Raw genomic sequence first — 21,820 nt, forward strand, 5'->3', positions numbered from 1 at the left:
GGCTGTGTACTCGGCCACACAATCGCGCCGCACACCTGCTGATTTCCCGCAAACGAAATCGCATGCTATTTGCTGTGCGGGAAATCGAGCGGTGTGCGGCGACGGTTGGGCGCGGAATCAGTTGCGCGCGTGCCGGGCTCGGCGCTGGGGCTCGATGTGCTCGCGCTTGCCGAACGGTTTCGCGAGGATGACCGCGATGGCCGTGGTCAGCGGAACCGACAGGGCGAGCGCGATGCCGCCGACCGACGAACGGGCGATCTCGATGGCGACCGCATCCCCGGTCAGCACATCACGAATGGACCGCCCCGCCACGCTGAACAACATCAGCAGCGGCAACGCGCCACCGGCGTAGGCGAGCACCAGCGTGTACACGGTGCTGGCGATGTGGTCACGCCCGACGCGCATCGCCGCGGTGAAAACCTCACGCCGAGTGGCCGACTCGTCGATCGCCGCCAGCTCGAACGCGGCCGACGCCTGCGTGATGGTGACGTCGTTGAGCACACCGAGCGAGCCGATGATGAACCCGGCCAGCAGCAACCCGGTGATGCTGACGTGCTCGATATAGGTTGCGACGTTGGTGTTCTGTTCCTCGGACAACCCGGTCAGATGGGTCATCTTGATCGCCACCCAGGACAACCCCGCCGCGACGATCATCGAGGTCAACGTACCCAGCAATGCCGAACTCGTCCGCAGATTCACCCCGTGCGCCAGATACAGCACGGCATACAGAATCAGCGCACCCGACACCAGCGCGACCGGAATCGCCGGTTTGCCGTCCAACAGCGCGGGCAGCAGGAACATCACCAGCACCGCGAAGGCGAACACCAGCCCGAGCAGTGCCCGCAGCCCGCGCCAGCGCGCGACCACCACGATCACCACGACGAACACCGCCACGATCAGCATCAACGGCAGCCCGCGCGAATAATCTTCGAACGAATACATCGGGGTGCCGCTCGGATCGGCCTGCCGCACCAGCCGGAGCTTGTCGCCGGCGTGCAGATCGGGTTGTCCTGGGCCGGGCGGGATTTCGAGCAGCGTCCGGTTGCCCTTGTGCGGCCCGGACTCGATGTCGATCACGCTGCGCTGGCAGGTGTAGGCATTGACCGGCGGCGCGGTCGGCTTGTCCGCGAACACCTTGCCGATCGAGGGGCTGCCGCACGGCCCGATGTCTTGCAGGACCACCGTGCCCGCCTCGGTCTGCACCGCACCGCCGCCGGCGTTCTGCATCGGCAGCGGAATGTCGATGTGCTGTTTGCTCGGCCACAGCAGGACGGCGGCGACTAGCACGACGACGCCGATGACGGTGAGCAACCCGACGACGACACGGGCGGCGTTGTCACCGATCGCGATCGGACCGGAGTGGTCGTGGTGATGGTGATGCTCGGTCATGGCTGCGCGGGGCTCCTACCCTGTCCGTCGAAATCGCTGGGTGGTTCCCAGCGGGCAGGGACGGCGCTGTTCAGCCCGAGTCGGCTGCCCGCAGCAGAGCTTAAAGGATTTCATTTTCAAAAGCGGGGTGGCGACCGGAAAGCCGGGCCGGAGTCGGCGCGCAGGCCGGAAAAGGGTTCGGAGGGGGCGGCGGAGAGCAGGGGGATGTCTCCGCCGCCCACAGGCCGGCGGCCCAGGGGGGTAGGCGGCCGAACCCGAGACCGGGTTAACCCAGGGGGGTAGGCAACCCGGCCGGGCACTCGAAAGTGCCGAGTCCTACTGTACACAAAAGTACTTCTAATGCGCTAGCTAGTCTCCAAACTTCGCATATATCCATACATTCGGTCGGTTTAAGAGCTATAAGCGGGGCGACTCAGACGGTAGGACCGTTCTGCGGACTATTGCCGATAGCTCGACAGGAAGTTGCCGAAACGTTCGATGGCCACCGCGAGGTCCCTGGCCCACGGCAGCGTGACGATCCGCAGATGATCATGATCGGGCCAGTTGAACCCGGTCCCCTGCACCATCAGGATCTTCTCCTGTAGCAGCAGATCCAAGATCAGCTTCGAATCATCGTGGATCTCATGGACATTCGGATCCAGCCGGGGGAACGCGTACAGCGCGCCCTTCGGCTTCACGCACGACACACCGGGGATCATGTTCAGCCGCTCCCACGCGACATCGCGCTGCTCGAGCAGTCGCCCGCCGGGCAGGATCAGATCCTCGATGCTCTGATGTCCGCCGAGTGCGACCTGAATCGCATGCTGCGCAGGCACATTCGGGCACAGCCTGGACGAGGCGAGCAGATCGATGCCCTCCAGCAGACCGGACGCGTGATCCTTCGGGCCGGTGATGGCCAGCCAGCCCGCGCGATACCCCGCCACCCGGTACGCCTTGGACAGCCCGTTGAACGTGAGGCACAACAGATCTGGCGCCACCGAGGCCAGCGAAATGTGCTTGGCGTCGTCGTAGAGGATCTTGTCGTAGATCTCGTCGGCGAGCAGCAGCAGCTGATGCTTACGCGCTATATCGGCGAGTTGCTGGAGAATTTCCGCAGAATATACGGCGCCGGTCGGATTATTCGGATTGATCACCAAAAGGGCCTTGGTCTTGTCGGTGATCTTCGATTCGATATCGGCGATGTCGGGCTGCCAGTTGCTGGACTCGTCGCACAGATAGTGCACCGGCGTGCCGCCGGCCAAACTCGTCATCGCGGTCCACAGCGGATAGTCGGGCGCGGGGATCAGTACCTCGTCGCCATTGTCGAGCAGGGCCTGCATGGTGATGGTGATCAGCTCGGAGACGCCGTTGCCCAGGTAGACGCTGTCCACGTCGAGTTCGGGGAAACCGGGCACCAGCTCGTAGCGGGTGACGATCGCCCGCCGGGCGGACAGGATGCCCTTGGATTCGGAGTAGCCCTGCGCATACGGGAGCGCCGCGATGATGTCGCGCATGATCACGTCGGGGGCCTCGAACCCGAACGGGGCCGGGTTGCCGATGTTGAGCTTGAGGATCCGGTGCCCCTCCGCCTCCAGCCGTGCTGCCTGCGCGTGTACCGGTCCACGAATTTCGTAGACGACATTCTGCAGCTTCGTGGACTGCTCCAGAACGCGCGGCGGGCGATGCGGTAGATGACTTGGGCTCACCCGTCCTATGGTGCCACCCGTCGCAACCGGATATAGCCCCGCTCGGTACCAATTGCCCGCATTTCACTGGCACGACGCGAGCGTGTCGGCCGTCTTATCCGCCGATGTGATGAGGACCTCAGGAAGCGGGGTTGCCAGGCGGTATCCCTTTCGCGGCCGTCGCGCCGCAGAATTCCTCGATTCGCTCGTCCAGGAAGCGCGCCTCGATCACGTTCCGGAAGGCGGGATCGGCGATCCGGCGGCGGACTCCGGTCAGTCGCTCCTCCAGTGGGGCGATGCGTTTGTCCTCGGCGAGGCCGAGGACGGGGCTCAGCGCTTCGGCCGCGCCCTCCAGGCTGCCGTTGATCAGGTGCGCGGCCGCACAATCCACTCGGGCCAGTGACTCGGCTCCGTACGACCGTTGCTCGGACGGACCACTCGAGTACAGCTCGATGGCCCGCTGCGTGGCGGCGAGCGCAGGTGCCGCCAGCCCGAGATGAATGTAGGTCGCACCGGCGTAGTACTGGGCCTTCGCGGCGTTGAAGCCGAACACGCCGCCCACTTCGTCGTGCAGTGTGTCGGTTCCCGCCGCCTCGCGGGCATCGTCGGCGGCGCGGATGCAGCGGTCGGCTTCGGCCGAACTGCCGAGCTTCGACCAGATCCGGGCCTCGATATTGAGCAGTCGCACTTTTGCCGTCGCCGACTCCGCGAACTGCTGGCCGCTCTGCGCCAGCAGCACCCCGCGCCGCGGTCGCTCCGACCAGTACTCGATGAGCGCGTGCATACCACGGGTCCACGCCCGTAACCCGTTGTGCTCGCACAGTTCCGAGTAGGCCCAGGCCGCTCTGATCTGTTCGCCTGCCGCGTCGTAATAGCCGAGGTCGGTACTGGCATTGGCGAGCAGACCCGACAGGGTGCCCGCCACCAGGTACAGGTGGCTGGTATCCGTCGGGCGCTGATGTCCCTCCAGCAACCGATAGACCCGGCGTCGTACCCGCAGCATCTCGACCATCATCGGCACCGGGGGGACATGCACATAGTCGTTCGCGATGCGGGTCACATCGGCGTCAAGCTGTTCCAAGGTGGTCGCACCCACATTCGTGCTCTCCGCCTGGCCGGCGTGCTCGCTGGCCTCATGGGCAGCCGCCATGATCAGATCCCTCTCCGAAATCTCTGCTAACGCATCACCTCTCATCGCACCGGCGTCTATGAGAGCCAAAAGGTCCGCGTCGCTCGAATATTGGGCGCGCGCCGAGGTATCGGCGGGCGCGTCGAACTCCGGTGCGGTCGGTCGATCGGCCACCGGCTGATCGACCATTGCCGCAAACCGTGCCCGCACAACATCGTCCGACCTGGCCAGGGAGGTATCGAGAGCGGCTTGATTGATCGGACGTGGATGGACCCGGACGCCGCCGGCCTCCCACTTCGACACCAGGCGTTCGTGTACCCCGAGGTGGGCCGCGAACTGCCGGATGCTCATGCGCTTGGCATCGCGAAGGGCACGGGCCTCTTTACCTGACCATTGCCGGACCACGATGTCATCCCTTCCGAACGAACTCTTTCCCAGGGTACGAGGGGTTTGTGAGCACGGCCACATACGAAATAGAGCTGGTATCAGAGTCATCCGAAACGACTCTGCTTCCCAGGGGCAGCGGAAGGGCAGCAGAAGGCGGGCGTGCGGGCAATACCGCATCGTCCCCGCACCCTGGACCCTGGAGGGCGGGAGGCAAGGAGTTCGCCGTGAATGTGGAGAAACTCAGGACTGTCGACGATTGGGTGGCGTTTTACCGGCATGAGTTCGGGCTACCGGTGGCAGAGCGTGGCGGGTTCGTCATGCTGCCGATCACCAGCCGCGTCTGCGTCGTCCACTTGCCAACCGCTCGTGCCGAAAAGGTGCGGGACGCACTGGATCAGCAAGGGACCAGGGGGCCCATGCTGGCCAGGCAGATCCGGTGGAGCTTTCTCGCCGAACCGGACAGTCGGCCGGGAACGCAGGTATTGGAGGTGCTCAATCGTCTCGATATCGGCATTCCCGCCATCGGCAGTGCCGTGATGTTGCCGACCGGCCTCGGACGGTGGACCCGGGAAGGGTGCTTCTGGGTATCCCCGCCGAGACGCGGCGACACGCTGCCACCGCTATCCGTCGTCATCACGACGGCGCTGGCGGTGGGAGCGGGTGGCGGGGACTGATCACGCGCCGCGATCGGTTCCCGTTGCCGCCCGGTGCCGGGCCGGGCCGAGTCCGCCCCTATTTTCGGCAGTCGACGGGGCGGACTCGGGCCGGTGTCACTTCGCCGATCCGATCCTGAACTCACGCTGGAGCGAGCCAAGGCGAGGAAGTCGCTTTAGTGTTGGGCGATGGGGAGCGATCGGCTGAGCGACCTGCGTGGGACGTACCAGGTGCGTGCGCACCAGGTCGTTCCCGCGTCGGCCGCCGCTTTCACCGGCCTGGATGTGCTGCGCTGCTTCGGGTTCGATGTGCTGGAGCCGAATCCGGTGCGGCGCAGGAAGATTCCGGGCGGGACAGTGAAGATCGTGTTCGCGTTGGAAGGCACGTTCGAGGGACGCAAGCTGGATCCCACCGCGCTGGTCGTCGGGTTGCATGATCGGGCGGGGACGGCCGGGCATGCTATTTCCGTGGGCGATCCGCCGACGACAACGCGGATCGCGCGATCACCCATGCGGTCCGGGAGTTGCGGCGGTCGAAGGGGACACTGCCGGTCGCAGCGGTGGCAGCCGAAAGCGGTTGGAGCGAACGACATTTCCGGCGACGGTTCGCCGAGCAAGTCGGGCTGCCACCGAAGGACTACGGCTCACTGCTGCGCTTCTCCGCGGCCCTCACCGCATTGACCCGAGATCCCCGGCGCGACATGTGCCGTCTCGCGGGCGATTTCGGCTACTACGACCAATCCCACCTGATCCGGGATTTCCGGCGCTTCGCCGGTGCGCCGCCGGGCCGGCTGCTCGGCTGAGCATGTCCTATTCGTCCAATACCGCGGCACTGGGTGCGCCGTAGCGTTCCGCGCACCTCGACCGCGAAGGAACCTCCACGATGTCCGCTGCACCGATCACCGTGCGGGTGGCCGCGCTCGGCATTGCCATCCACGCGATCAACCATGTTCTCGTCCTGGTGTTCTCGCCGTTCAGCTGGAACGTCGGCACCGTCTTCCACCTGATCCACGCACCGCTCTATGCCGCGCTGGTGTGGCCGGTTCTGCTCGGCAAGAACTGGGCGCGCATCCTCATCACGTTCTTCCTCGGCGGTCAGTTCCTCGGCCGATTCGTCGTGTGGGTGATGTTTCCCAGTGCCGGTGCGCATCTGGCCTTGATCGGCGGGTGGGCGCTGTCGATCGTCGTGCTCACATTGCTGTGGGCGGCGGGTTCGAGTCGGCGGCACTTTCGGCGGGCACGTGGGCGGGTGCAGACTCCGTCGGCCGCGGAAGTGACCGAGTAGCAGTCACCTTCGTCGAACGAACAGCGCTAGCGGGATTTCGCGGCGTCCACGATTTCGGCGGGCAGCGGGAAGTTCAGGTACGACTTCGACGGCGTCGGACCGCGTTGTCCCTGGTACTTCGAGCCCGTGGTGGCGCTGCCGTACGGGTGCTCGGCCGGACTGGTCAGCCGGAGCAGGCACAACTGGCCGATCTTCATGCCGGGCCACAGGGTGATCGGCAGGTTGGCCACGTTCGACAGCTCGAGCGTGATGTGGCCGCTGAACCCGGGATCGATGAAACCGGCGGTCGAGTGAGTCAGCAGGCCGAGCCGGCCGAGACTCGACTTGCCCTCCAGCCGACCCGCCAGATCGTCCGGCAGCGAGCACACCTCGAGCGTGGAGCCGAGCACGAACTCGCCTGGGTGCAGCACGAACGGCTCGCCGGGGGCGGGCTCGACCAGGCTGGTCAGCTCGTCCTGGCGTTGCGCGGGATCGATGTGGGTGTAGCGGGAGTTGTCGAACACCCGGAACATCCCGTCCAACCGCACGTCGATACTCGACGGCTGGATCAGGCTCTCCAGGAGCGGCTCGACGCCGAGACGCCCAGCGGCGATCTCCGCACGGATGTCACGATCGGAAAGCAGCACGCCGAGCAGCGTAGCGCCTGCTCGTGCGCGCTCGTCAGGCGCTACGCGGGTGCGCGCCTTTTCGGCGCGCGGCGAGTCAGCGAGGCCGATACTCTCGCATTCGTTCGGGCGCCGAGGCCCGCGACCGAAGGGATGAGCGCATGACCGAGGCATCATTGTTCGATCTGACCGGCCACGTGTCCGTCGTCACCGGCGGCAATTCCGGCATCGGTCTCGGCTTCGCCCGCGGACTCGCCCGGGCCGGCGCCGACGTCTGCATCGTCGGCCGCAACCCCGAACGCAACGCCGATGCCGCCGACATCCTGCGGGCCTACGGCGGGCGGGTGCTCGCGCTGTCCTGCGACGTCGGCGACGAGCAACAGGTGATCGACACCATCGCCAGGACCGCCGACGAACTCGGCCGCATCGATTCGTGTTTCGTCAATGCCGGTGTGCCGCAGGGTGTCACGCCGTTCCTGGAGATGGACCTCGCCGAGTTCCGCCGGATCACCTCGATCAACCTCGACGCCGCCTTCGTCACGCTGCGCGAGGCCGCGAAGGTGATGGTGGCCCAGGGCGACGGCGGCAGCCTCGTCGGCACCGCCAGTCTCGCTGCCCGGCAAGGCGTTCCGCGCGGGCAGGGGTACGCGGCGAGCAAGGCCGGGTTGATCGCCATCATGAACTCGATCGCCGTCGAACTCGGCAAGCACGGCATCCGGGCCAACTCGGTGCTGCCCGGATGGGTCGAAACCCCGATGACCGACGGCATTTTCGGGTGGGACAGGTTCCGTGATCGGGTGCAGCCGCGTATTCCCGCGAAGCGGTGGGGACGGCCGACCGACTTCGAGTCGGTCGCGGTGTATCTGGCCAGCCCGGCCAGTTCGTATCACACCGGCGACACCCTGCTGATCGATGGCGGTTACAGCATGTTCTGACGCGCGCGGGTCGCGCTCCTCAGCCAATCCTCAGCGTCGGGATGGGATCGTGGGATGGGTGACCACGAATTCCCCACCGGGCCGGAGCTGGAATCTGGTCCACACACTCGCCGTGTCGGCCGCCGTACTCGCCGCTTTCGCCGTCGGATTGACGAGCAACGTCATCGGGAAGGACGGGCTCACCGCGATCGACACTCCGATCGCGGACTGGGCCGTCGCGCATCGCAACGGCACGCTGACACCGCTCGCGAAAATAGTCAGCAACCTCGGTGGCACCGTCGCGATGACCATCCTGGCGGCGGTGGCCTTGGTCGCCTTCGCGACCCGCGGGTACCGCCGCGAGGCCGCACTGATCGTCGTCACCGGCCTCGGCGCCTGGGTGCTGGTGGACGGCGGCAAGAACCTCATTGCCCGGCCGCGACCGCCGATTGTCGATCACCTCATCGTCAAAACGAATTTCGCCTATCCGTCCGGACACAGCCTCGGTTCGATCGTCGTGATCAGTACCCTCGCCATCTTGCTGATCCCTCGGCTGCGCAAGCCTGCCGCCCGCTGGGTCGCCGCCATCGCTGCCGCCATCTTCGTTGCCGCAGTGGGTCTTTCCCGCATCTACCTGGGGGTCCACTGGTCGACGGATGTGCTCGGCGGCTGGTCGCTCGGCGCACTGTGGGTCATCCTGTGCTTCGGCGCCTACCTATACTTGGCCCAACGGCAAGATAGTGGCGCCGCCGGTCACTAGCGCTACAAGATCCAGCCGGTGCGCCGCATACCGAACTCGACGCCCGCACCGTTAGCCTTCACCCTCGTGCCAGCACCCAACTCATGCCCCGATCACATCTGTGCGGTCGTCTTCGACTGGCGGGGCACACTCGTCTCGGAACTGACTCCGCAAGACTGGGCCCGAGAGGCGCTACGCCGGGTCGACCACGACGACAGCGATGAGGCGGTCAACACACTTCTCCACGATATTCGGACGGCCGCTGGCGAACCGAACCGCCTTCAGTGCCCGCAGGGCAATACCAGCTACAAACGACACAAAGAGACCTTCGACACGGTGTTCGCGGACGCTGGGCTCGACACGTGCCTCGCCGAGGCGCTGTTCGCGGTGGATTCCGATCCGAAATACAACATGTTCGCCGTCGACGCGGCAGACACACTCGCCGCGCTGCGCGACGAAGGTTGCAAGATCGGCATTCTGAGCAACATCCATTTCGATATCCGCCCAGAGTTCGCCGAAGCGGGATTGTTTGCGTCGATCGACGCCTTCGTGCTGTCGGGCGAGCGTGGAATCCAGAAGCCCGACCCCGCGATATTCGAACTGATGCTGAAGGAACTCGATACTCCTGCGGAGCAAACCCTCATGGTCGGCGACCGCTTCACCCGCGACGGGGCCGCAGCCGCCGTCGGAATGCCGACCCTGCTCGTCCCCGCCCTGACCAACCATGAAAAACGTCAACTCCACCTGGTTACGAACACAGTCGGGATCAGGCAGGGTCGGTCTGTAGAGGCCGCTTCTGGCTGATTCAAGGGCGCCTCATCGCGCGCTCGATCGCACAGAGTCCCACGTCAACTGCGCTGGGCTGCGCTCGACCGCGCAGCTCAGCGACCAGATCGCGCACTGTCGGATGGTTGTAGACATACTGCGGTGCGAGGAAGGCAGCCTGCTGGAGCTGGTGGACCGCAGCCGCATCATTTTTGAGCTGGCCATGGGCGCGAGCGACTTCGATGCGGTAGCGAGTGCGACGCTCCTTCGAAGTCACGCCTGCCAGGTTGAGGCCACCGTGATGTTTGAGGGCGATGTCAGGCTGGCCGAGTGCCACGGCGATCTCGGCAGCGTGAATCTCACAGTTGGTCGGCCCGAATACGGTCTGAAAGTCGTTGCGGTCGACGCCGAGCCGAGTCGCGACCGCCTCTGCTTCCGCAAGGTATTTCCAGGCGTTCGCGGCATCGTGCAGGCGTGCCGCTGCTACGGCGCACCGTAGGTGCAACGCTCCCCAGAGCGAAAGTACTTGCGGTGTCGGGGTCGACATCAGTTTTTGCAGCTCGGTCAACGCGGCCTCGGCGACGGTGAGCGCCTCGTCGACGGTATCCGGGCCCAACAGCGCTCCGCAGCGATCCCACGCCGAGCACGCGCTCATCAGCGGATCGTCGAGCCTGGCCGCAGCGGTCGCCGCGTTCTCGACCGCGGTCCAAGCCAGGTCCGGATAGCCGAGCTGTTTGAGGACCATACGAGCAACATGCGATGTCTCGATGATCAGCCCGTCGACCACATCCCGTTCGGGTCCCGATGACAGTAGAGCGCCAGTGTTCAGCGACTCGGTCAAGCCGGGTAATTGCCGCATGACCTCGAGCAGATTTGCCGCCTGCCGGCGCCGAGTGATCCGGTCGACCTCCACACGCAAGTCGGTCAGCAGCATCGGAGCGGTCACCGGATGCAGGCCGGGGTGCTCGGACAAGCACAAGCTGGTGCGGCGCAGCGCGGTGCGAAGCGCGGGGACCGCGCTGTGCCCGACATCTCGACTCGGCGCGAATGGCTCCCCGAGCAGCCAAGACACCTCTACTTCGAGCACATCGGCAAGGCGGTCGATCACCGAGTATCGGTCCAGATGGATCCGACCGGCCTCGATGCCCCGCATCCACGACTCGGAGCGCTCGACGAGCCCCGCAAGACTGGCTTGGCTCATCCTTCTACTTCGTCGAGCGTGCCGTATCCGCGAGCCGACAGCTGATGCGGCGTTATTGCTTGTAGCCACCCCTCCGAGTGTATTGCCGTTCGGCTGGGAGACCGTCAAATAGTTGACGGTGCGCCGCTTTCGACGTTGTCACCATATGAGCAAGGGACAGAATAATTTTCGCTGCACCTATCCGAATGAACGTGCACACGAACGCAATGGATGACAAACGATGACCGATAATCCTTCCGCCGCACAGAGCACGCCGGGCCCACCGTCGAACTATCCCGGGTCCATGATCGTTCCGCTGGCCGCGTTGATACTGAGCGCGGGACTATTCGCGATCACGGGATTTCTCACCGACTGGTACACGGCCTCGGCGGTATTCCTCTCCACCACTGCTCTTTTCAGCAATATTCGGCGAGACCGCTGAGCGCAGCCCAACCCCCCACGGCGCTCGGCTGTGCGACCCCGTGGCGCTCGGCCGTATGCGACACCGAGACCGGCGCCGTGCCGGTGCTGCCGGATGCTCCGCGAAGACCGCTCGATCCGCCGAGAATGAGGTCCGTCGAATAATGTCTTGGCGTCGAGGGGGTTTCGTGGGTTTCGAGGTGCCCCACCGGAGTCTGTCGAGGAGGCGTGGTCGTGGTGGACGGGTTGGTCGAGCAGGGGTTCGAGGGAGTTCGTGCGGCGTTCGCGCAGGCGCAAAGCGGTGACGAGGGGGCGGCGCAGCTCTGTGTCTATCGGCATGGGCGCGTTGTCGTCGATCTGTGGGCGGGGCAGGACCCGATTTCCGGTAAGGCTTGGGACGGGGAATCGACGTCGGTGCTGATGTCGGTGTCGAAGGGGGTGACCGCGACCTGCGTGCACATGCTGGTCGAACGGGGGCAGCTCGAGCTGTCCGCCCCGGTCCGCGAGTACTGGCCGGAGTTCGCGGCCGGTGGCAAGGCCGATATCACCGTCGCCGAACTGCTCGCGCATCGCGCCGGGCTGCCCGGTTTCGACCCGGAGTCGGCGATCGGCGCCCAGGACCTGACCGACTGGACGATGTGCACCGACGCTCTCGCGGCGATGACTCCGCTGTGGCAGCCGGGCACCGCGTTCTATTACCACTCCATCACCTGGGGTTATCTGGCCGGCGAGCTGATCCGCCGGGTCACCGGCAAGAGCGTCGGCGACTTCCTCGCCGCCGAGGTCGCCGGGCCGCTCGGATTGAGCCTGTGGATCGGGCTGCCGGAAAGCGAGGAGCACCGCGTCGTTCCGCAGTTCAGTCGCAAGGAGCAGCCGACGGCCGCGCAAGTGGCATCGGTTCTGGCCAACATCGGGATCGATGTCGACGCGCCCTTGATTCGCACCCTCCTCGCGGCCGTCGAGACCCGGGAAGACGGGATCGCGCTGCTCAACACCCGCGAAGGGCACGCCGCCGAGGTTCCCGCAGGCAATGCGATCGGCAACGCCCGCTCCCTGGCGCGGCTGTACGCCGCAACGATCGGCGAGGTCGACGGCATCCGCCTGCTCTCCCAAAAGACCGCGGACCAAGCGCGGCAACCGCAAACCGACGGCCTGCGCGGCCCCGCACCCCTGGACATCCTGCCGGTCACCCACCGCTTCGCCAACGGCTACGAGATCAACGGCCCCGCCCACGCCATGCTCGGCGACGGGTCCTTCGGCCACAACGGCACCGGCGGCCGCCTCAGCTTCGCGCACCCCGAGTCCGGCATCGCCATCGGCTACACCTGCACGAACATGATCTGGGACGACGTAGCCGGCCCCGACCCCCGCTGGCTGCCGTGGATCGCGGCACTCCAGGAGACACTCACCTGACGCGCCTGATCAGGACAATTTCACTCGGTCGAGGATCGACTTGATCAAGGGTTGCTGAGCATCGCAACTGGCCGTCGAGGTGTCGTCCAGATCGACTGTCCGCTTCGACGTGGCCGGAGCGATCGTCACGCTCAACCGGGCGTCGTCGTAGAACACGGAGGCATTGCAGATGCCTCCCTTCTCCTCGGTTACCACCGCCGACTTTCCACCAACATCGATCGTGCGCACGGACGGCAACATGCCCGGCTCCATCCGCGACACCGGCGAACCCGACCCGTAATTGCGATCGATCAGACTCACCGTCACGTAATCGCCCCAGCGGCAACCGATGCTGTCGACATCCGCCGCCGCCGTCTTGGTCCGATCGACGCGCTGCGGAGCGGTCACGTCACCGCTCGAGTTATAGGACAAAGCCTCCACCTGCGCCGCATCAACCAGCGAACACGGATCGACATCCCGCCAACCCTGCTCCGCCGCAATATCTTTACCGCAGCCCGCCAACACCAGACCGACCATCAAGATGCCCACACCCCAGGACGTTTGTAAGTTCCCCACGGGGCCGATCATAGGGGCGCTGGTAGGCGGTATCGATTTAGACGCTATCCGGGGATCGGGGTCGACCAGGTGAGGCTGCCATAGTGACGCCGTCCACAGTGGGCGTTCATCGGCGCAGGTCAGGGGGATCTGCCAGGACTTTTCCCGGCTCGTGGATGGTTCTGCTAAAGTCTCGGGAGTACCTTCACAGGTCCGCCGATGTAGTTCAATGGTAGAACTTGTGCTTCCCAAGCACACAGCGCGGGTTCGATTCCCGTCATCGGCTCTTTGTAGCGAAAGCCCTGGCCAGGGACACTGGTGCGGGGCTTTTTCTTTGCCCTGATCCGCTCGCGCAGTACCGGAGGGGGAGCTGGGGTGGCTCGGTGGGGTGATGTGGGTGTGGGCGCGGTGGGCCGACGATCTGGGGCATGTTTCGTCGCACTGTATTGGTTGTGGGGTTGGCCGCGGGGCTCGGTACGGGGGTGCTGGCCGGCTGTTCGTCGGAGGACACGCCGAGTGCTTCGCTGAGTTGGCAGCCGTGTTCGGAGAATGCTGAATTCGATTGTGGCACAGTCACTGTGCCAGTCGACTGGGCGCGGCCGGATGGGGAGACGATCGCGGTCGCCGTCGTGCGGGATCGGGCTGATGAGCCGGCGGCGAAGGTGGGGACATTGGTTTCGTTGCCGGGTGGGCCGGGGTCGTCGGGGGTGGATGAAATCCTCGAGGGGGGAAAGTTTCCGCGGAGCTGCGGGGGCGGTTCGATATTGTCAGTATCGATCCGCGTGGGGTGAAGCGGAGTCATCCGGTGCAGTGTGATGCGGGGCTGGTCAAGTATCGGCCGAATCTGATTCCGGAGTTGGGTGGGCGGATCGATGAAGTGCATTCGTACGCAAGGGATCTCGCAGCGAGCTGTCGGCAGTACACCGGGGCGTTGATGGATCATCTCGATGCGGTGAGTATCGCGCGGGATGTCGAGGCGGTGCGGTTGGCGCTCGGGGTGGACCAAATCAGTACGTACAGCCGGTCTTACGGGACGATGCCCGCGCAGGCGTACGCGGAGCTGTTCCCGAAACACTTGCGCGCCATGCTGTTGGACAGCGTTGACGATCACAGTCTGGACGGCCGGGCTTTCCTGGCCGGCGAAGCACGAGCGGGCAAGGACACTTTCGGCGAGTTCGCAGCGTGGTGTGCACGGGATACGCAATGTGCGCTGCACGGCACCTCGGTCGATCAGGTCTTCGGCGATCTGTACGCCAAGGCCGCACGCGGTGAACTGCGTGACCCCACCGATGCGACCAAGCCGCTCGGAGCGTTCGACCTGAACGCACAGATCATCCAGCGGCTCTATCGTCCCGAATGGTCCCGGCTGGCAACGGATCTGCGCGCATTGGCCGACCAGCCCGCAGGTAGCCCGCTGCCGCCCGCCACGGCCCAGCTGCAAGGCAAACCCGCACCGATGCCGGAGATCACCGTCTGCTCGGACTGGAATTTCGACATCGCCAACCAGGACCAGTGGACGCAGCTGTGGCGCGAACAGAACGACAACTCCGCGCCGCTACGCACCCACTTCGCCTGGGGCGCAGGCTCTTTGTGCTCCGGCTGGCCGATCCCGCCGGCGAACCCGGCGCATCGCCCGCAGATCGTGGACGGGCCGCCGGTACTCATCATCAACTCGCTGCACGACCCGGCGACGCCGCACGAGTGGGCGGAGGGCGTCGCGAAGAACACGCCCAAGGCGACCCTGCTGACCTACGAAGGCTGGGGACACGGCGTCTACGACCGTTCGCCGTGCACGACCAGCGCCGCCGATCAGTACCTCATCAACCTGACGATCCCGCAAACCCGCTGCCCCGCAGCGTGATCGAGGTCGGCACGTAACGGTGGCGGAACGCGAGAGCGGTCCGCCACCACTCGTCGCTATAGCGAGACGACCAGCCGCCAGAGCGAAGTGACTTCCGCAGCACGCGCGGCATGCAGCGGGTCAGAAGCATCTTGCGCACGCGGATGGCGCGGCGTCGTATCGGTCTTGTCGATGACGTGCAGCCCGGCCGACTCGATCATGGCGAGCAGGTCGTCACGAGTCCGCAATCCGAGATGCTCGGCCAGATCGGACAGAATCAGCCAGCCTTCACCATCCGGCTCGAGATGGTCGGCGAGCCCGGCGAGGAATCCACGGAGCATGCCACTGTCCTGGTCATACACGCCATGCTCGATCGCAGAGGTCGGCCGGGCCGGTAGCCACGGCGGATTACAGACGATGAGGTCAGCGCGGCCCTCCGGGAAAAGGGCAGGTCCGACGATGTCGACGGTCCCGGCCAGACCAAGCCGGTCGATGTTCTCGCGCGCGCAGGCCAGGGCACGCGGGCTGTCGTCGGTCCCGACGACACGACCGACCCCGCGACGAGCCAGCACCGCGGCCAGCACTCCGGTGCCGGTCCCGAGGTCGAAGGCAGTGCGATGCGTAATCGGAAGCGCCGTGCCTGCGACCAGATCGACGTATTCGCCGCGAATCGGCGAGAACACCCCGTAGTGCGGGTAGATATGGGCGTCCAGCGCCGGTATCTGCACACCCTTTTCCCGCCACTGGGCCGCGCCGAGCACACCGAGCAACTCGGTCAGGGCGATGAGCATCGGCTCACCAGTCGGCCCGTACACGTCGTCACACGCACTACGCACGTCGGGCGCACGACGCAGCGCGAGTGCGTGATCCCCCTCGAGCTGAACAAGCAACTTCCCGAGCACCCGCGCACGATGATTACGCGCCCTACGCTGCAACCGGAACGTCTCAGCCGGACTATCGCCTGTTCCAGGCGCTTTCCGGGCTACGCGGCGGGTCATGGCCTGAAGCAGCTGACGAGCATTGTGATAGTCACCGCGCCACAGCAGCGCTGTACCTTCACAGGCCAGGCGGTACGCGGTCTCCGCGGTCATCCGGTCGTCGGCGACCATGATCCGGGTCGGCGCCGGCGTCGCGCTTTCGGAATGCCAGGGGACGGTTCGGACCGTATCGGCTTCGGTCCAGGTCATCATGGACATCGGCGACTCCTCGTGATCGAGCAGGCAGGGGCACGGAGTGCACCGCGACCATGCCCAAAGTCATGACCGACCCTTCCGAATAGATGCATTCCAGTTTCGCACACCCGCGCAAAACCGCCACGACCAGGGGCGATTACCCCCGATTCACCCGGCCAGCTCCCTGGCCTCCGCATCCAGCCGACGGAATCGACTGCCGTGGAACACAAGTGGATCGACATCGGTGCGGGTGGCGATGCGATGGATCCGCAGGATGACGACCGCATGGTCACCCGCGGGCACATGCGCCTCCGGCACACCCTCGATCCAGGCGGACGCGCCTTCGATGAAGACCGCCTCACCGGTTCCGCGGTGCAGCTTGGTGCCGCGGAACCGGTCGCCGTTGCGCGCGCCGAGCGTCCGCGCGGCCTCCTGCTGATCGGTGCCGAGCAGGCTCAGGCCGAGGTGACCGGCGGCGGCCAGCTTGGGCCAGGTCGAGGACGAATTCTGCACGCAGAACGACACCAGCGGCGGATCCAGCGAGACCGGCACGAACGTGCTCACCGCGAGACCGTGTGGCGTGCCGTCGATTTCGGCGCACACCGCGACCACACCGCTGGGGAAATTGGCGAAGGCGCTGCGCAATCCGCTGCCGTCGGCGGGAAACTCGAAGAGCTCATGCATGATTCGGCACCTCCGCGGTGACGGCCAGCGCCTGCGCGACGGAACGCCAGCGGTCGCTGTAGCGATCGATCACGCCGTCTTCCTGGAACGTGCGATCCGACAGGTACAGGCCGGGCAGCGCCGCGGTCGCACCCAGCTCGACCAGAACCGGCTTGAGCAGCAGATCCGGCGCCAACGCGTGCACGGGTCCCGCGCCGAGCATCACCGGAACACCGAGCACGCCGGCCAGTCCGGTCCCCCCGTCGAACTGCTCGAGGAACAGTTTCAACAGCCCGGTGTAGGTGGCCTTGAAGGTCGGACTCGCGAAAACGACCAGCTCCGAATCGGATACGGTGCGCACCGCCGCCCCGACCGCCGGATCACCCCAGCCGAGCAGGGCGGCGCCGAAATCGACCAGGTCGATCACGGTGGGCTCCACCTCGGGACGCAGCCCCTTCGCGACCAGCGTGGCCGCCGTCAAGGTGCGGGAGGCGGGCTTCGGATTGCCTACTACGACCGTCACTGTCACTGTTCGTATCCTTCTCGATCACTTGCTGTTTCGACCGGCAACCGGTCAGATCACGCCGTGCAACGGTGGCGCGGTACCGTGCAACAGCGCACGGCCGAGATGCTGGTACTTCCATCGGATCGGATCGTGCAGGGTATGTGTCCTCGCGTTGCGCCAGAAATGATGCAGATTGAGTTCCGCTGCGGCACTGCGTGTTCCGCCCACTTCGAACAGAGCACTTGACACCTCGATGGCCGCTCGGTCGGCAAGCACCTTCGCCGCGGCAACCGCCAGCGATGCCCGACCGGCGGCATTCTCCTGTTCGCTGTCTTCCACTGTGCCACGCGATTCGAATCCGGCAAGCCCCTGTTCGGGGGGTTGCGCGGCGCCCACGGTGGCCGCATCGACGGCCGCACCGGCGGCCGTGAGGGTCGCCTCGGCGGCGGTCACCGCGGCGGACAGCTCGCCGAACCGCTGGATCACCAGGGGGTCGTCGGCCGCGTTGGCGACACCGGCTTCGAACCACGGGCGACTCGACGTGCGCACGAACTCCGTGGCCGCGCCGAGCGCGCCCCTGGCGATACCCGCGTCGATGGCCGCGTGCAGCAATTGCGCGAACGCGCCATAACCGGTGGGTGCCTGCACGGCGGCCGAACGACGGATCAGCTGATCCCGCTCGACCAGCACCTCCTCGAACACGACGGTGCCACTGCCGGTGGTGCGCTGGCCGACGCCGTTCCAGTCATCGATGATCTGCACACCCGCGGAATCCGCCGGCAGATAAGCGATGTACTCCCCGGGCTCCAGCCCGCTGTGCCCTTCGGGATCGTCCAGTCTGGTCAGCACGGCGAGCAGATTCGCGAACAGCGAACCGGTGCAATAGAACTTGCGACCATCGACCCGGAATCGGTTCCCGGCGGGCCGGACCGTGGTGGCGATGTCGGCGATCGTCGCGCCGCCGCGTTCGGACTGCGCGTTGGCGATCCGGCCGCCGTCGAGCACCTGCGCGAAGTAGCGCTTGCGCTGCTCCTCGGTGCCGGCCAGCCGCACCAGATTCACGTAAACGAAGTGACTGTGCGGAATCTGGGCGATATTAGGATCGGCGGTGGCGAGAATCCGCACCACCTCCGCCACCGCGCTCGGCGGCAGGTCCGCGCCGCCGTACTCGGCGGGCACGGTGATGGCGAGCAGCCCGCCGGCCGCGAGCCGCTCCACCTCCTCGTGCGGCAATATCCGGTCACGGTCGCGGGCGGCCGCACCCGAACCGAACTCGGCCGCGAGCTGTTCCGCGACCGAAAACGCTTGTGCGGCCGAGGTAATCCGATCGGCCGTGACCGCGGTCATCAGCCGACCGCCGCGACCGGCCGTCGTGCGGCCTCCAGTTCCCGAACCAGCGGAAGCACTTTCGCACCGAAGTACTCGACCTCCTCCTGAAAGTGCAGGAAGCCACCGAGAATCAGGTCGACGCCGAGCTGCCGGTAGGCGACGATGCGCTCGGCGACCTGCTCCGGCGTGCCGATCAGTTTGGTGCGGAATCCGTCGTTGTACTGCACGAGGTCCTCGAACGACGAGTCTGCCCACATGCCCTTGCGGTCCTTGGTGGACGCACCGGCCTGCTGCACCGCGTCCCGGAACCCTTCCACCGCGGGCTTGTTCGCCTTGTCGACGATCTCGCGCAGGGTGTCCTTGGCTTCCTTCTCGGTGTCGCGGGCGATGATGAAGCCGTTCAGGCCGAACTTCACCTCGCGCTTGTTCGCCCTGGCGACCTCGCGCAGGTCGTCGAGCTGTTCGGTGACGCCGTCGAAGTCCTTGCCGTTGGAGAAGTACCAGTCGGCGTAGCGGCCACCGTTGCGCCGGGCCGCGGTCGAGTTACCGCCTTGGAACAGTTCGGGATTCGGGCGCTCGGGGGTGTTGAGCGGCTTCGGCTTCAGCGTGAAGTCGCGGATCCGGTAGAAGTCGCCGCCGTAGTTGACGTCGTCCTCGGTCCAGATCTTGCGGATCACCTCGAGGAATTCGGCGCTGCGCCGGTACCGTTCGTCGTGCTCGAGCCACGGCTCGCCGAGCGCGGTGAATTCGCCCGCGAACCAACCGGATACGACATTGATGGCGAAGCGGCCGTTGGACAGGTGGTCGGCGGTCGCGCCGAACTTGGCCAGCACCGCCGGGTGCCACAGGCCGGGGTGGATGGCCGCGATCACCTTCAGCCGCTCGGTCGCGCCGAGCAGCGCGAGGCTGAACGAGGTCGACTCGTGCTGGAACTCGGCGCCGTAGGACGCGGTGTAGCGCACCTGGGACAACGCGTAGTCGAAGCCGTTGTTCTCCGCGGTCTGCGCCAGTTTCTTGTTGTACTCGAAATCCCAGCCGGTGCGCTGTTCGATCTCGCTGGTGACCAGTCCCCCGCTGACATTGGGCACCCAGTAGGCGAATTTGATCTCTTCGGCAATCTGCTCCGTGGTCATTGTTTGCTCCATGGGGTCGGGGGTAGCCGTCGATCTCCTCCCACTCCAGCACCGCGACCCGACCGGCACGAGGGTTTGAATCTGTGCGATCGGATCGCGGTGCTGGGAATGTTCGGGTCTCAGGCGTTGGTGAGGGTGTTCGCGAAGGTGGATCGGTCGAACTTTCCGGCGGGCGCGAAGCGGCCGAGCAGCGCTTCCGCGTCTTCGCCGGTGACACTGGTGATGAAGGCGTTGGCCGCGGCCACCGAGTCGACGGCGAGGAACGGCTGCGGGTGATGCAACAGGCCGACCAGGGCGGCGGCGAACTTCGGATCGACGGCCGCGGCCGCGAACAGCGTGTTGCCGATGTCGGCCAGCTCCGGGTCGCCGAGGAACAGCCGGGTCACCTTGTTGGCGGCGTCGCCGCGCACGGCGAGGAAGCCCGCGTACTGCTCGCTGAGCCAGGCCTCGTCGAACGGGCCCTCGTGCACCGCGGCGGCCGCGACGAGCCGCTGCGCCTGGATCAGCCCGCTCTGCGCGCCCTGACCCGCGATCGGGTCGTAGGCGGCCGAGGTGTCGCCGAGCGAGGCCACCACGTGACCGCCCGAGGTCCGGCCGACGCCGGCCCGGACCACCGGCCGCACCGCGCCCTTCAACCAGGAGTGCGGGTCGTCGGCGATCACCTGGGTGGCCAGCACCTCGGGCAGATCCCAATCGATGAAGTCGCGGTACAGGTCCTGCACGATCCGGTGCGCGGACTCGGCGGAATCGGCTGCGGCGAAACGGGTTTCCCATTCGCTGCCCGGACGGGCCCAGCCGAGGAACGCCCAGCTCGGTCCCGCGTCCTTGTGCAGGTACGGGCCCCACCACGCCTCGCCCTGCTCGGCGAAGATGGAGAAGCCGCTGTGCCCGCCGCCGGCCGGGCTGCGGTGCGCGAAAACGTCCTTGTCGTAACCGATTCCGGTCACGGTGACGGTGAGCAGCGAACGTTGCGGGGCATCGTACGGGGTGCGCGACTCGTCGATCGGGAACAGGTCGGACAGTCCGCCGCGGCCGGTGGCGACCAGGGTGAGGTCGTTGGCGGCGGCGATCGTGTCGAGGGATTCCGGGGTCACCGGCTCGACGACGAAGCGGCCGCCGCGTTCCAGGAACGCGGTGAGGCGTTCGTCGGCCTTCAGGCGGGTGTCGACGGCGATACCGACGTAGCCGTCGAAATTGCCGTCGAATTGGATCAATTCGGCGCGGTCCGGTCCGGCGATGCGGACGCTGAGCCCGGAGTGCCGGGGCGCCCGCGCGGTGTAGGTGTCCAGTCCGAGCGCGGATTCGGCCTGCTGGGTGACGCCGAATTCGAGCGCGGTGCCGGTGGCGGGCACATCGTCGCGCAGTGCGCGTTGATCGCGATCGCTGTAGAGGGTGACGTCGAATCCGGCGTCGAGCAAGCCTAATGCCGCAGTGACGCCGGTTTGGCCGGCACCGATTACCGCGGCCGAACGGGTGGAACGGGGAACGGAATTCTGCGTTGTCATGTTCGGATCATCCGGGCTGTGACGTGGCCCTCGTGAGTGTTGCGATCAGCGAGAATCAATGAGCAGACAGGAGTTTTCCCTGGCGTACCATTCGGGCCATGTCGTTCACCGTTGCCGATCTGACCGGAGACCGGACCGAGCAGTACCAGCAGCTCGTCGCGCAGGCGGAGGCGCTGGTCGCGGGCGAGCACGACCGCGTCGCCAACGCCGCCAACCTGTCGTCGCTGGTATTCCACGCGCTGCCCGAACTGAATTGGGTCGGGTTCTATTTCTACGACGGGAACGAGCTCGTCGTCGGGCCGTTCCAGGGCCAGCCCGCGTGTGTTCGCATCGCCATCGGGAAAGGCGTGTGCGGTACCGCGGCACAGACCAGGGAAACCCAACTGGTGCCCGATGTGCACGCGTTTCCCGGGCATATCGCGTGTGACGCGGAAACGCGTTCGGAGGTGGTTATTCCGCTGGTGCACAATGGCGAACTCGTCGGCGTCTTCGATCTCGACAGTCCGAAACCGGATCGGTTCGATGAAATCGACCAGGCGGGGCTGGAATCCGTCGCGCGGGCTTTCCTTTCAGCGCTCCCGTCCTGAGGTTCCGGC

The 21,820-nt window shown here is 66.0% G+C and carries 22 protein-coding genes and 1 tRNA gene; 11 read left to right on the forward strand and 12 right to left on the reverse strand.

Annotated features, from left to right (window positions below; translation table 11 throughout):
- Positions 1 to 117 precede the first annotated feature (117 nt).
- From AB0M22_RS12585 to AB0M22_RS12595, 3 genes are all read right to left on the reverse strand, one after another.
- Complete coding sequence (locus tag AB0M22_RS12585; protein WP_364724638.1) at positions 118 to 1,389, reverse strand: YibE/F family protein; 1,272 nt, start codon at positions 1,387 to 1,389, stop codon at positions 118 to 120.
- 437 nt (positions 1,390 to 1,826) lie between these two features.
- Positions 1,827 to 3,083 (reverse strand): pyridoxal phosphate-dependent aminotransferase, encoded by a 1,257-nt coding sequence (locus AB0M22_RS12590; protein WP_150400130.1) that lies wholly within the window; start codon positions 3,081 to 3,083, stop codon positions 1,827 to 1,829.
- Between the two features lie 109 nt (positions 3,084 to 3,192).
- Positions 3,193 to 4,203, reverse strand: a complete 1,011-nt coding sequence (locus AB0M22_RS12595) for an XRE family transcriptional regulator (RefSeq protein WP_364724641.1) — start codon at positions 4,201 to 4,203, stop codon at positions 3,193 to 3,195.
- 590 nt (positions 4,204 to 4,793) lie between these two features.
- On the opposite strand from AB0M22_RS12595, the gene AB0M22_RS12600 reads away from it, so the two are divergent.
- The 3 genes from AB0M22_RS12600 (at position 4,794) to AB0M22_RS12610 (ending at position 6,507) form a co-directional block, all read left to right on the forward strand.
- On the forward strand, positions 4,794 to 5,243 hold the full coding sequence (locus AB0M22_RS12600) for a hypothetical protein (RefSeq protein ID WP_364724643.1): 450 nt from the start codon (positions 4,794 to 4,796) through the stop codon (positions 5,241 to 5,243).
- 539 nt (positions 5,244 to 5,782) lie between these two features.
- Positions 5,783 to 6,025, forward strand: coding sequence for a helix-turn-helix domain-containing protein (locus tag AB0M22_RS12605; protein WP_364724646.1), 243 nt, complete (start codon positions 5,783 to 5,785; stop codon positions 6,023 to 6,025).
- An 80-nt stretch (positions 6,026 to 6,105) separates the two neighbouring features.
- Entirely contained in the window at positions 6,106 to 6,507 is a 402-nt protein-coding gene (locus tag AB0M22_RS12610; RefSeq protein ID WP_364724650.1) for a hypothetical protein, read from the forward strand.
- Between the two features lie 26 nt (positions 6,508 to 6,533).
- Here AB0M22_RS12610 and dcd read toward each other — a convergent pair whose 3' ends face one another.
- The gene (gene dcd, locus AB0M22_RS12615) at positions 6,534 to 7,133 is read right to left on the reverse strand and encodes a dCTP deaminase (protein ID WP_364724652.1); all 600 of its coding nucleotides are present in this window, start codon (positions 7,131 to 7,133) and stop codon (positions 6,534 to 6,536) included.
- Between the two features lie 140 nt (positions 7,134 to 7,273).
- Here dcd and AB0M22_RS12620 point away from each other — a divergent pair, with 140 nt between their 5' ends.
- The 3 genes from AB0M22_RS12620 (at position 7,274) to AB0M22_RS12630 (ending at position 9,569) form a co-directional block, all read left to right on the forward strand.
- Positions 7,274 to 8,047, forward strand: a complete 774-nt coding sequence (locus AB0M22_RS12620) for an SDR family NAD(P)-dependent oxidoreductase (RefSeq protein WP_364724654.1) — start codon at positions 7,274 to 7,276, stop codon at positions 8,045 to 8,047.
- A 58-nt stretch (positions 8,048 to 8,105) separates the two neighbouring features.
- Positions 8,106 to 8,786 (forward strand): phosphatase PAP2 family protein, encoded by a 681-nt coding sequence (locus AB0M22_RS12625; RefSeq protein WP_364724657.1) that lies wholly within the window; start codon positions 8,106 to 8,108, stop codon positions 8,784 to 8,786.
- Positions 8,787 to 8,852: 66 nt separating this feature from the next.
- Positions 8,853 to 9,569 carry an HAD family hydrolase gene (locus tag AB0M22_RS12630; RefSeq protein WP_364724660.1) on the forward strand — a complete coding sequence of 239 codons (717 nt, stop codon included), beginning with the start codon at positions 8,853 to 8,855 and terminating at the stop codon, positions 9,567 to 9,569.
- 1 nt (position 9,570) lies between these two features.
- On the opposite strand, the gene AB0M22_RS12635 is transcribed toward AB0M22_RS12630, so the two are convergent.
- The gene (locus AB0M22_RS12635; RefSeq protein WP_364726874.1) at positions 9,571 to 10,800 is read right to left on the reverse strand and encodes a helix-turn-helix transcriptional regulator; all 1,230 of its coding nucleotides are present in this window, start codon (positions 10,798 to 10,800) and stop codon (positions 9,571 to 9,573) included.
- Positions 10,801 to 10,951: 151 nt separating this feature from the next.
- Between AB0M22_RS12635 and AB0M22_RS12640 the strand changes: the two genes are divergently transcribed.
- Together AB0M22_RS12640 and AB0M22_RS12645 are read left to right on the forward strand one after the other, a co-directional pair.
- On the forward strand, positions 10,952 to 11,152 hold the full coding sequence (locus AB0M22_RS12640) for a hypothetical protein (protein WP_364724663.1): 201 nt from the start codon (positions 10,952 to 10,954) through the stop codon (positions 11,150 to 11,152).
- Between the two features lie 212 nt (positions 11,153 to 11,364).
- A complete protein-coding gene (locus AB0M22_RS12645; RefSeq protein WP_364724666.1) occupies positions 11,365 to 12,543 on the forward strand; it encodes a serine hydrolase domain-containing protein in 1,179 nt (392 codons plus the stop codon).
- Between the two features lie 9 nt (positions 12,544 to 12,552).
- Here AB0M22_RS12645 and AB0M22_RS12650 read toward each other — a convergent pair whose 3' ends face one another.
- Positions 12,553 to 13,110, reverse strand: coding sequence for a hypothetical protein (locus AB0M22_RS12650; RefSeq protein WP_364724668.1), 558 nt, complete (start codon positions 13,108 to 13,110; stop codon positions 12,553 to 12,555).
- Between the two features lie 182 nt (positions 13,111 to 13,292).
- On the opposite strand from AB0M22_RS12650, the gene AB0M22_RS12655 reads away from it, so the two are divergent.
- Together AB0M22_RS12655 and AB0M22_RS12660 are read left to right on the forward strand one after the other, a co-directional pair.
- A tRNA-Gly gene (locus AB0M22_RS12655) sits at positions 13,293 to 13,363 on the forward strand.
- A gap of 477 nt (positions 13,364 to 13,840) precedes the next feature.
- Entirely contained in the window at positions 13,841 to 14,938 is a 1,098-nt protein-coding gene (locus tag AB0M22_RS12660) for an alpha/beta hydrolase (RefSeq protein WP_364726877.1), read from the forward strand.
- A 56-nt stretch (positions 14,939 to 14,994) separates the two neighbouring features.
- Here AB0M22_RS12660 and AB0M22_RS12665 read toward each other — a convergent pair whose 3' ends face one another.
- The 6 genes from AB0M22_RS12665 to AB0M22_RS12690 all read right to left on the reverse strand — a co-directional run bounded on the left by AB0M22_RS12665 (position 14,995) and on the right by AB0M22_RS12690 (position 21,224).
- Positions 14,995 to 16,113 carry a class I SAM-dependent methyltransferase gene (locus AB0M22_RS12665; protein ID WP_364724671.1) on the reverse strand — a complete coding sequence of 373 codons (1,119 nt, stop codon included), beginning with the start codon at positions 16,111 to 16,113 and terminating at the stop codon, positions 14,995 to 14,997.
- A gap of 144 nt (positions 16,114 to 16,257) precedes the next feature.
- Entirely contained in the window at positions 16,258 to 16,773 is a 516-nt protein-coding gene (locus AB0M22_RS12670; protein WP_364724674.1) for a flavin reductase family protein, read from the reverse strand.
- Positions 16,766 to 17,281: an NAD(P)H-dependent oxidoreductase gene (locus AB0M22_RS12675; RefSeq protein WP_364724676.1), complete on the reverse strand. Its 516-nt coding sequence runs from the start codon at positions 17,279 to 17,281 to the stop codon at positions 16,766 to 16,768. The genes AB0M22_RS12670 and AB0M22_RS12675 overlap by 8 nt, the downstream gene beginning before the upstream one ends.
- Before the next feature lie 45 nt (positions 17,282 to 17,326).
- Positions 17,327 to 18,604: an acyl-CoA dehydrogenase family protein gene (locus AB0M22_RS12680; protein WP_364724679.1), complete on the reverse strand. Its 1,278-nt coding sequence runs from the start codon at positions 18,602 to 18,604 to the stop codon at positions 17,327 to 17,329.
- Complete coding sequence (sfnG, locus tag AB0M22_RS12685; protein ID WP_364724682.1) at positions 18,604 to 19,719, reverse strand: dimethylsulfone monooxygenase SfnG; 1,116 nt, start codon at positions 19,717 to 19,719, stop codon at positions 18,604 to 18,606. The genes AB0M22_RS12680 and sfnG overlap by 1 nt, the downstream gene beginning before the upstream one ends.
- Positions 19,720 to 19,838: 119 nt before the next feature.
- On the reverse strand, positions 19,839 to 21,224 hold the full coding sequence (locus AB0M22_RS12690) for a styrene monooxygenase/indole monooxygenase family protein (RefSeq protein ID WP_364724685.1): 1,386 nt from the start codon (positions 21,222 to 21,224) through the stop codon (positions 19,839 to 19,841).
- A gap of 98 nt (positions 21,225 to 21,322) precedes the next feature.
- Here AB0M22_RS12690 and AB0M22_RS12695 point away from each other — a divergent pair, with 98 nt between their 5' ends.
- Positions 21,323 to 21,811: a GAF domain-containing protein gene (locus tag AB0M22_RS12695; protein WP_364724688.1), complete on the forward strand. Its 489-nt coding sequence runs from the start codon at positions 21,323 to 21,325 to the stop codon at positions 21,809 to 21,811.
- Positions 21,812 to 21,820 lie beyond the last annotated feature (9 nt).

This window comes from Nocardia sp. NPDC051756 (genome assembly GCF_040681495.1).
GTDB lineage: Bacteria > Actinomycetota > Actinomycetes > Mycobacteriales > Mycobacteriaceae > Nocardia.

Coding starts and splice junctions, on each gene's coding strand:
- AB0M22_RS12585 (WP_364724638.1), bottom strand. CDS start 1,389: ATGACCGAGCATCACCATCACCACGACCACTCCGGTCCGATCGCGATC.
- AB0M22_RS12595 (WP_364724641.1), bottom strand. CDS start 4,203: ATGGCGGCTGCCCATGAGGCCAGCGAGCACGCCGGCCAGGCGGAGAGC.
- AB0M22_RS12610 (WP_364724650.1), top strand. CDS start 6,106: ATGTCCGCTGCACCGATCACCGTGCGGGTGGCCGCGCTCGGCATTGCC.
- AB0M22_RS12620 (WP_364724654.1), top strand. CDS start 7,274: ATGACCGAGGCATCATTGTTCGATCTGACCGGCCACGTGTCCGTCGTC.
- AB0M22_RS12640 (WP_364724663.1), top strand. CDS start 10,952: ATGACCGATAATCCTTCCGCCGCACAGAGCACGCCGGGCCCACCGTCG.
- AB0M22_RS12650 (WP_364724668.1), bottom strand. CDS start 13,110: ATGATCGGCCCCGTGGGGAACTTACAAACGTCCTGGGGTGTGGGCATC.
- AB0M22_RS12665 (WP_364724671.1), bottom strand. CDS start 16,113: ATGTCCATGATGACCTGGACCGAAGCCGATACGGTCCGAACCGTCCCC.
- AB0M22_RS12670 (WP_364724674.1), bottom strand. CDS start 16,773: ATGCATGAGCTCTTCGAGTTTCCCGCCGACGGCAGCGGATTGCGCAGC.
- AB0M22_RS12680 (WP_364724679.1), bottom strand. CDS start 18,604: ATGACCGCGGTCACGGCCGATCGGATTACCTCGGCCGCACAAGCGTTT.
- sfnG (WP_364724682.1), bottom strand. CDS start 19,719: ATGACCACGGAGCAGATTGCCGAAGAGATCAAATTCGCCTACTGGGTG.
- AB0M22_RS12690 (WP_364724685.1), bottom strand. CDS start 21,224: ATGACAACGCAGAATTCCGTTCCCCGTTCCACCCGTTCGGCCGCGGTA.
- AB0M22_RS12695 (WP_364724688.1), top strand. CDS start 21,323: ATGTCGTTCACCGTTGCCGATCTGACCGGAGACCGGACCGAGCAGTAC.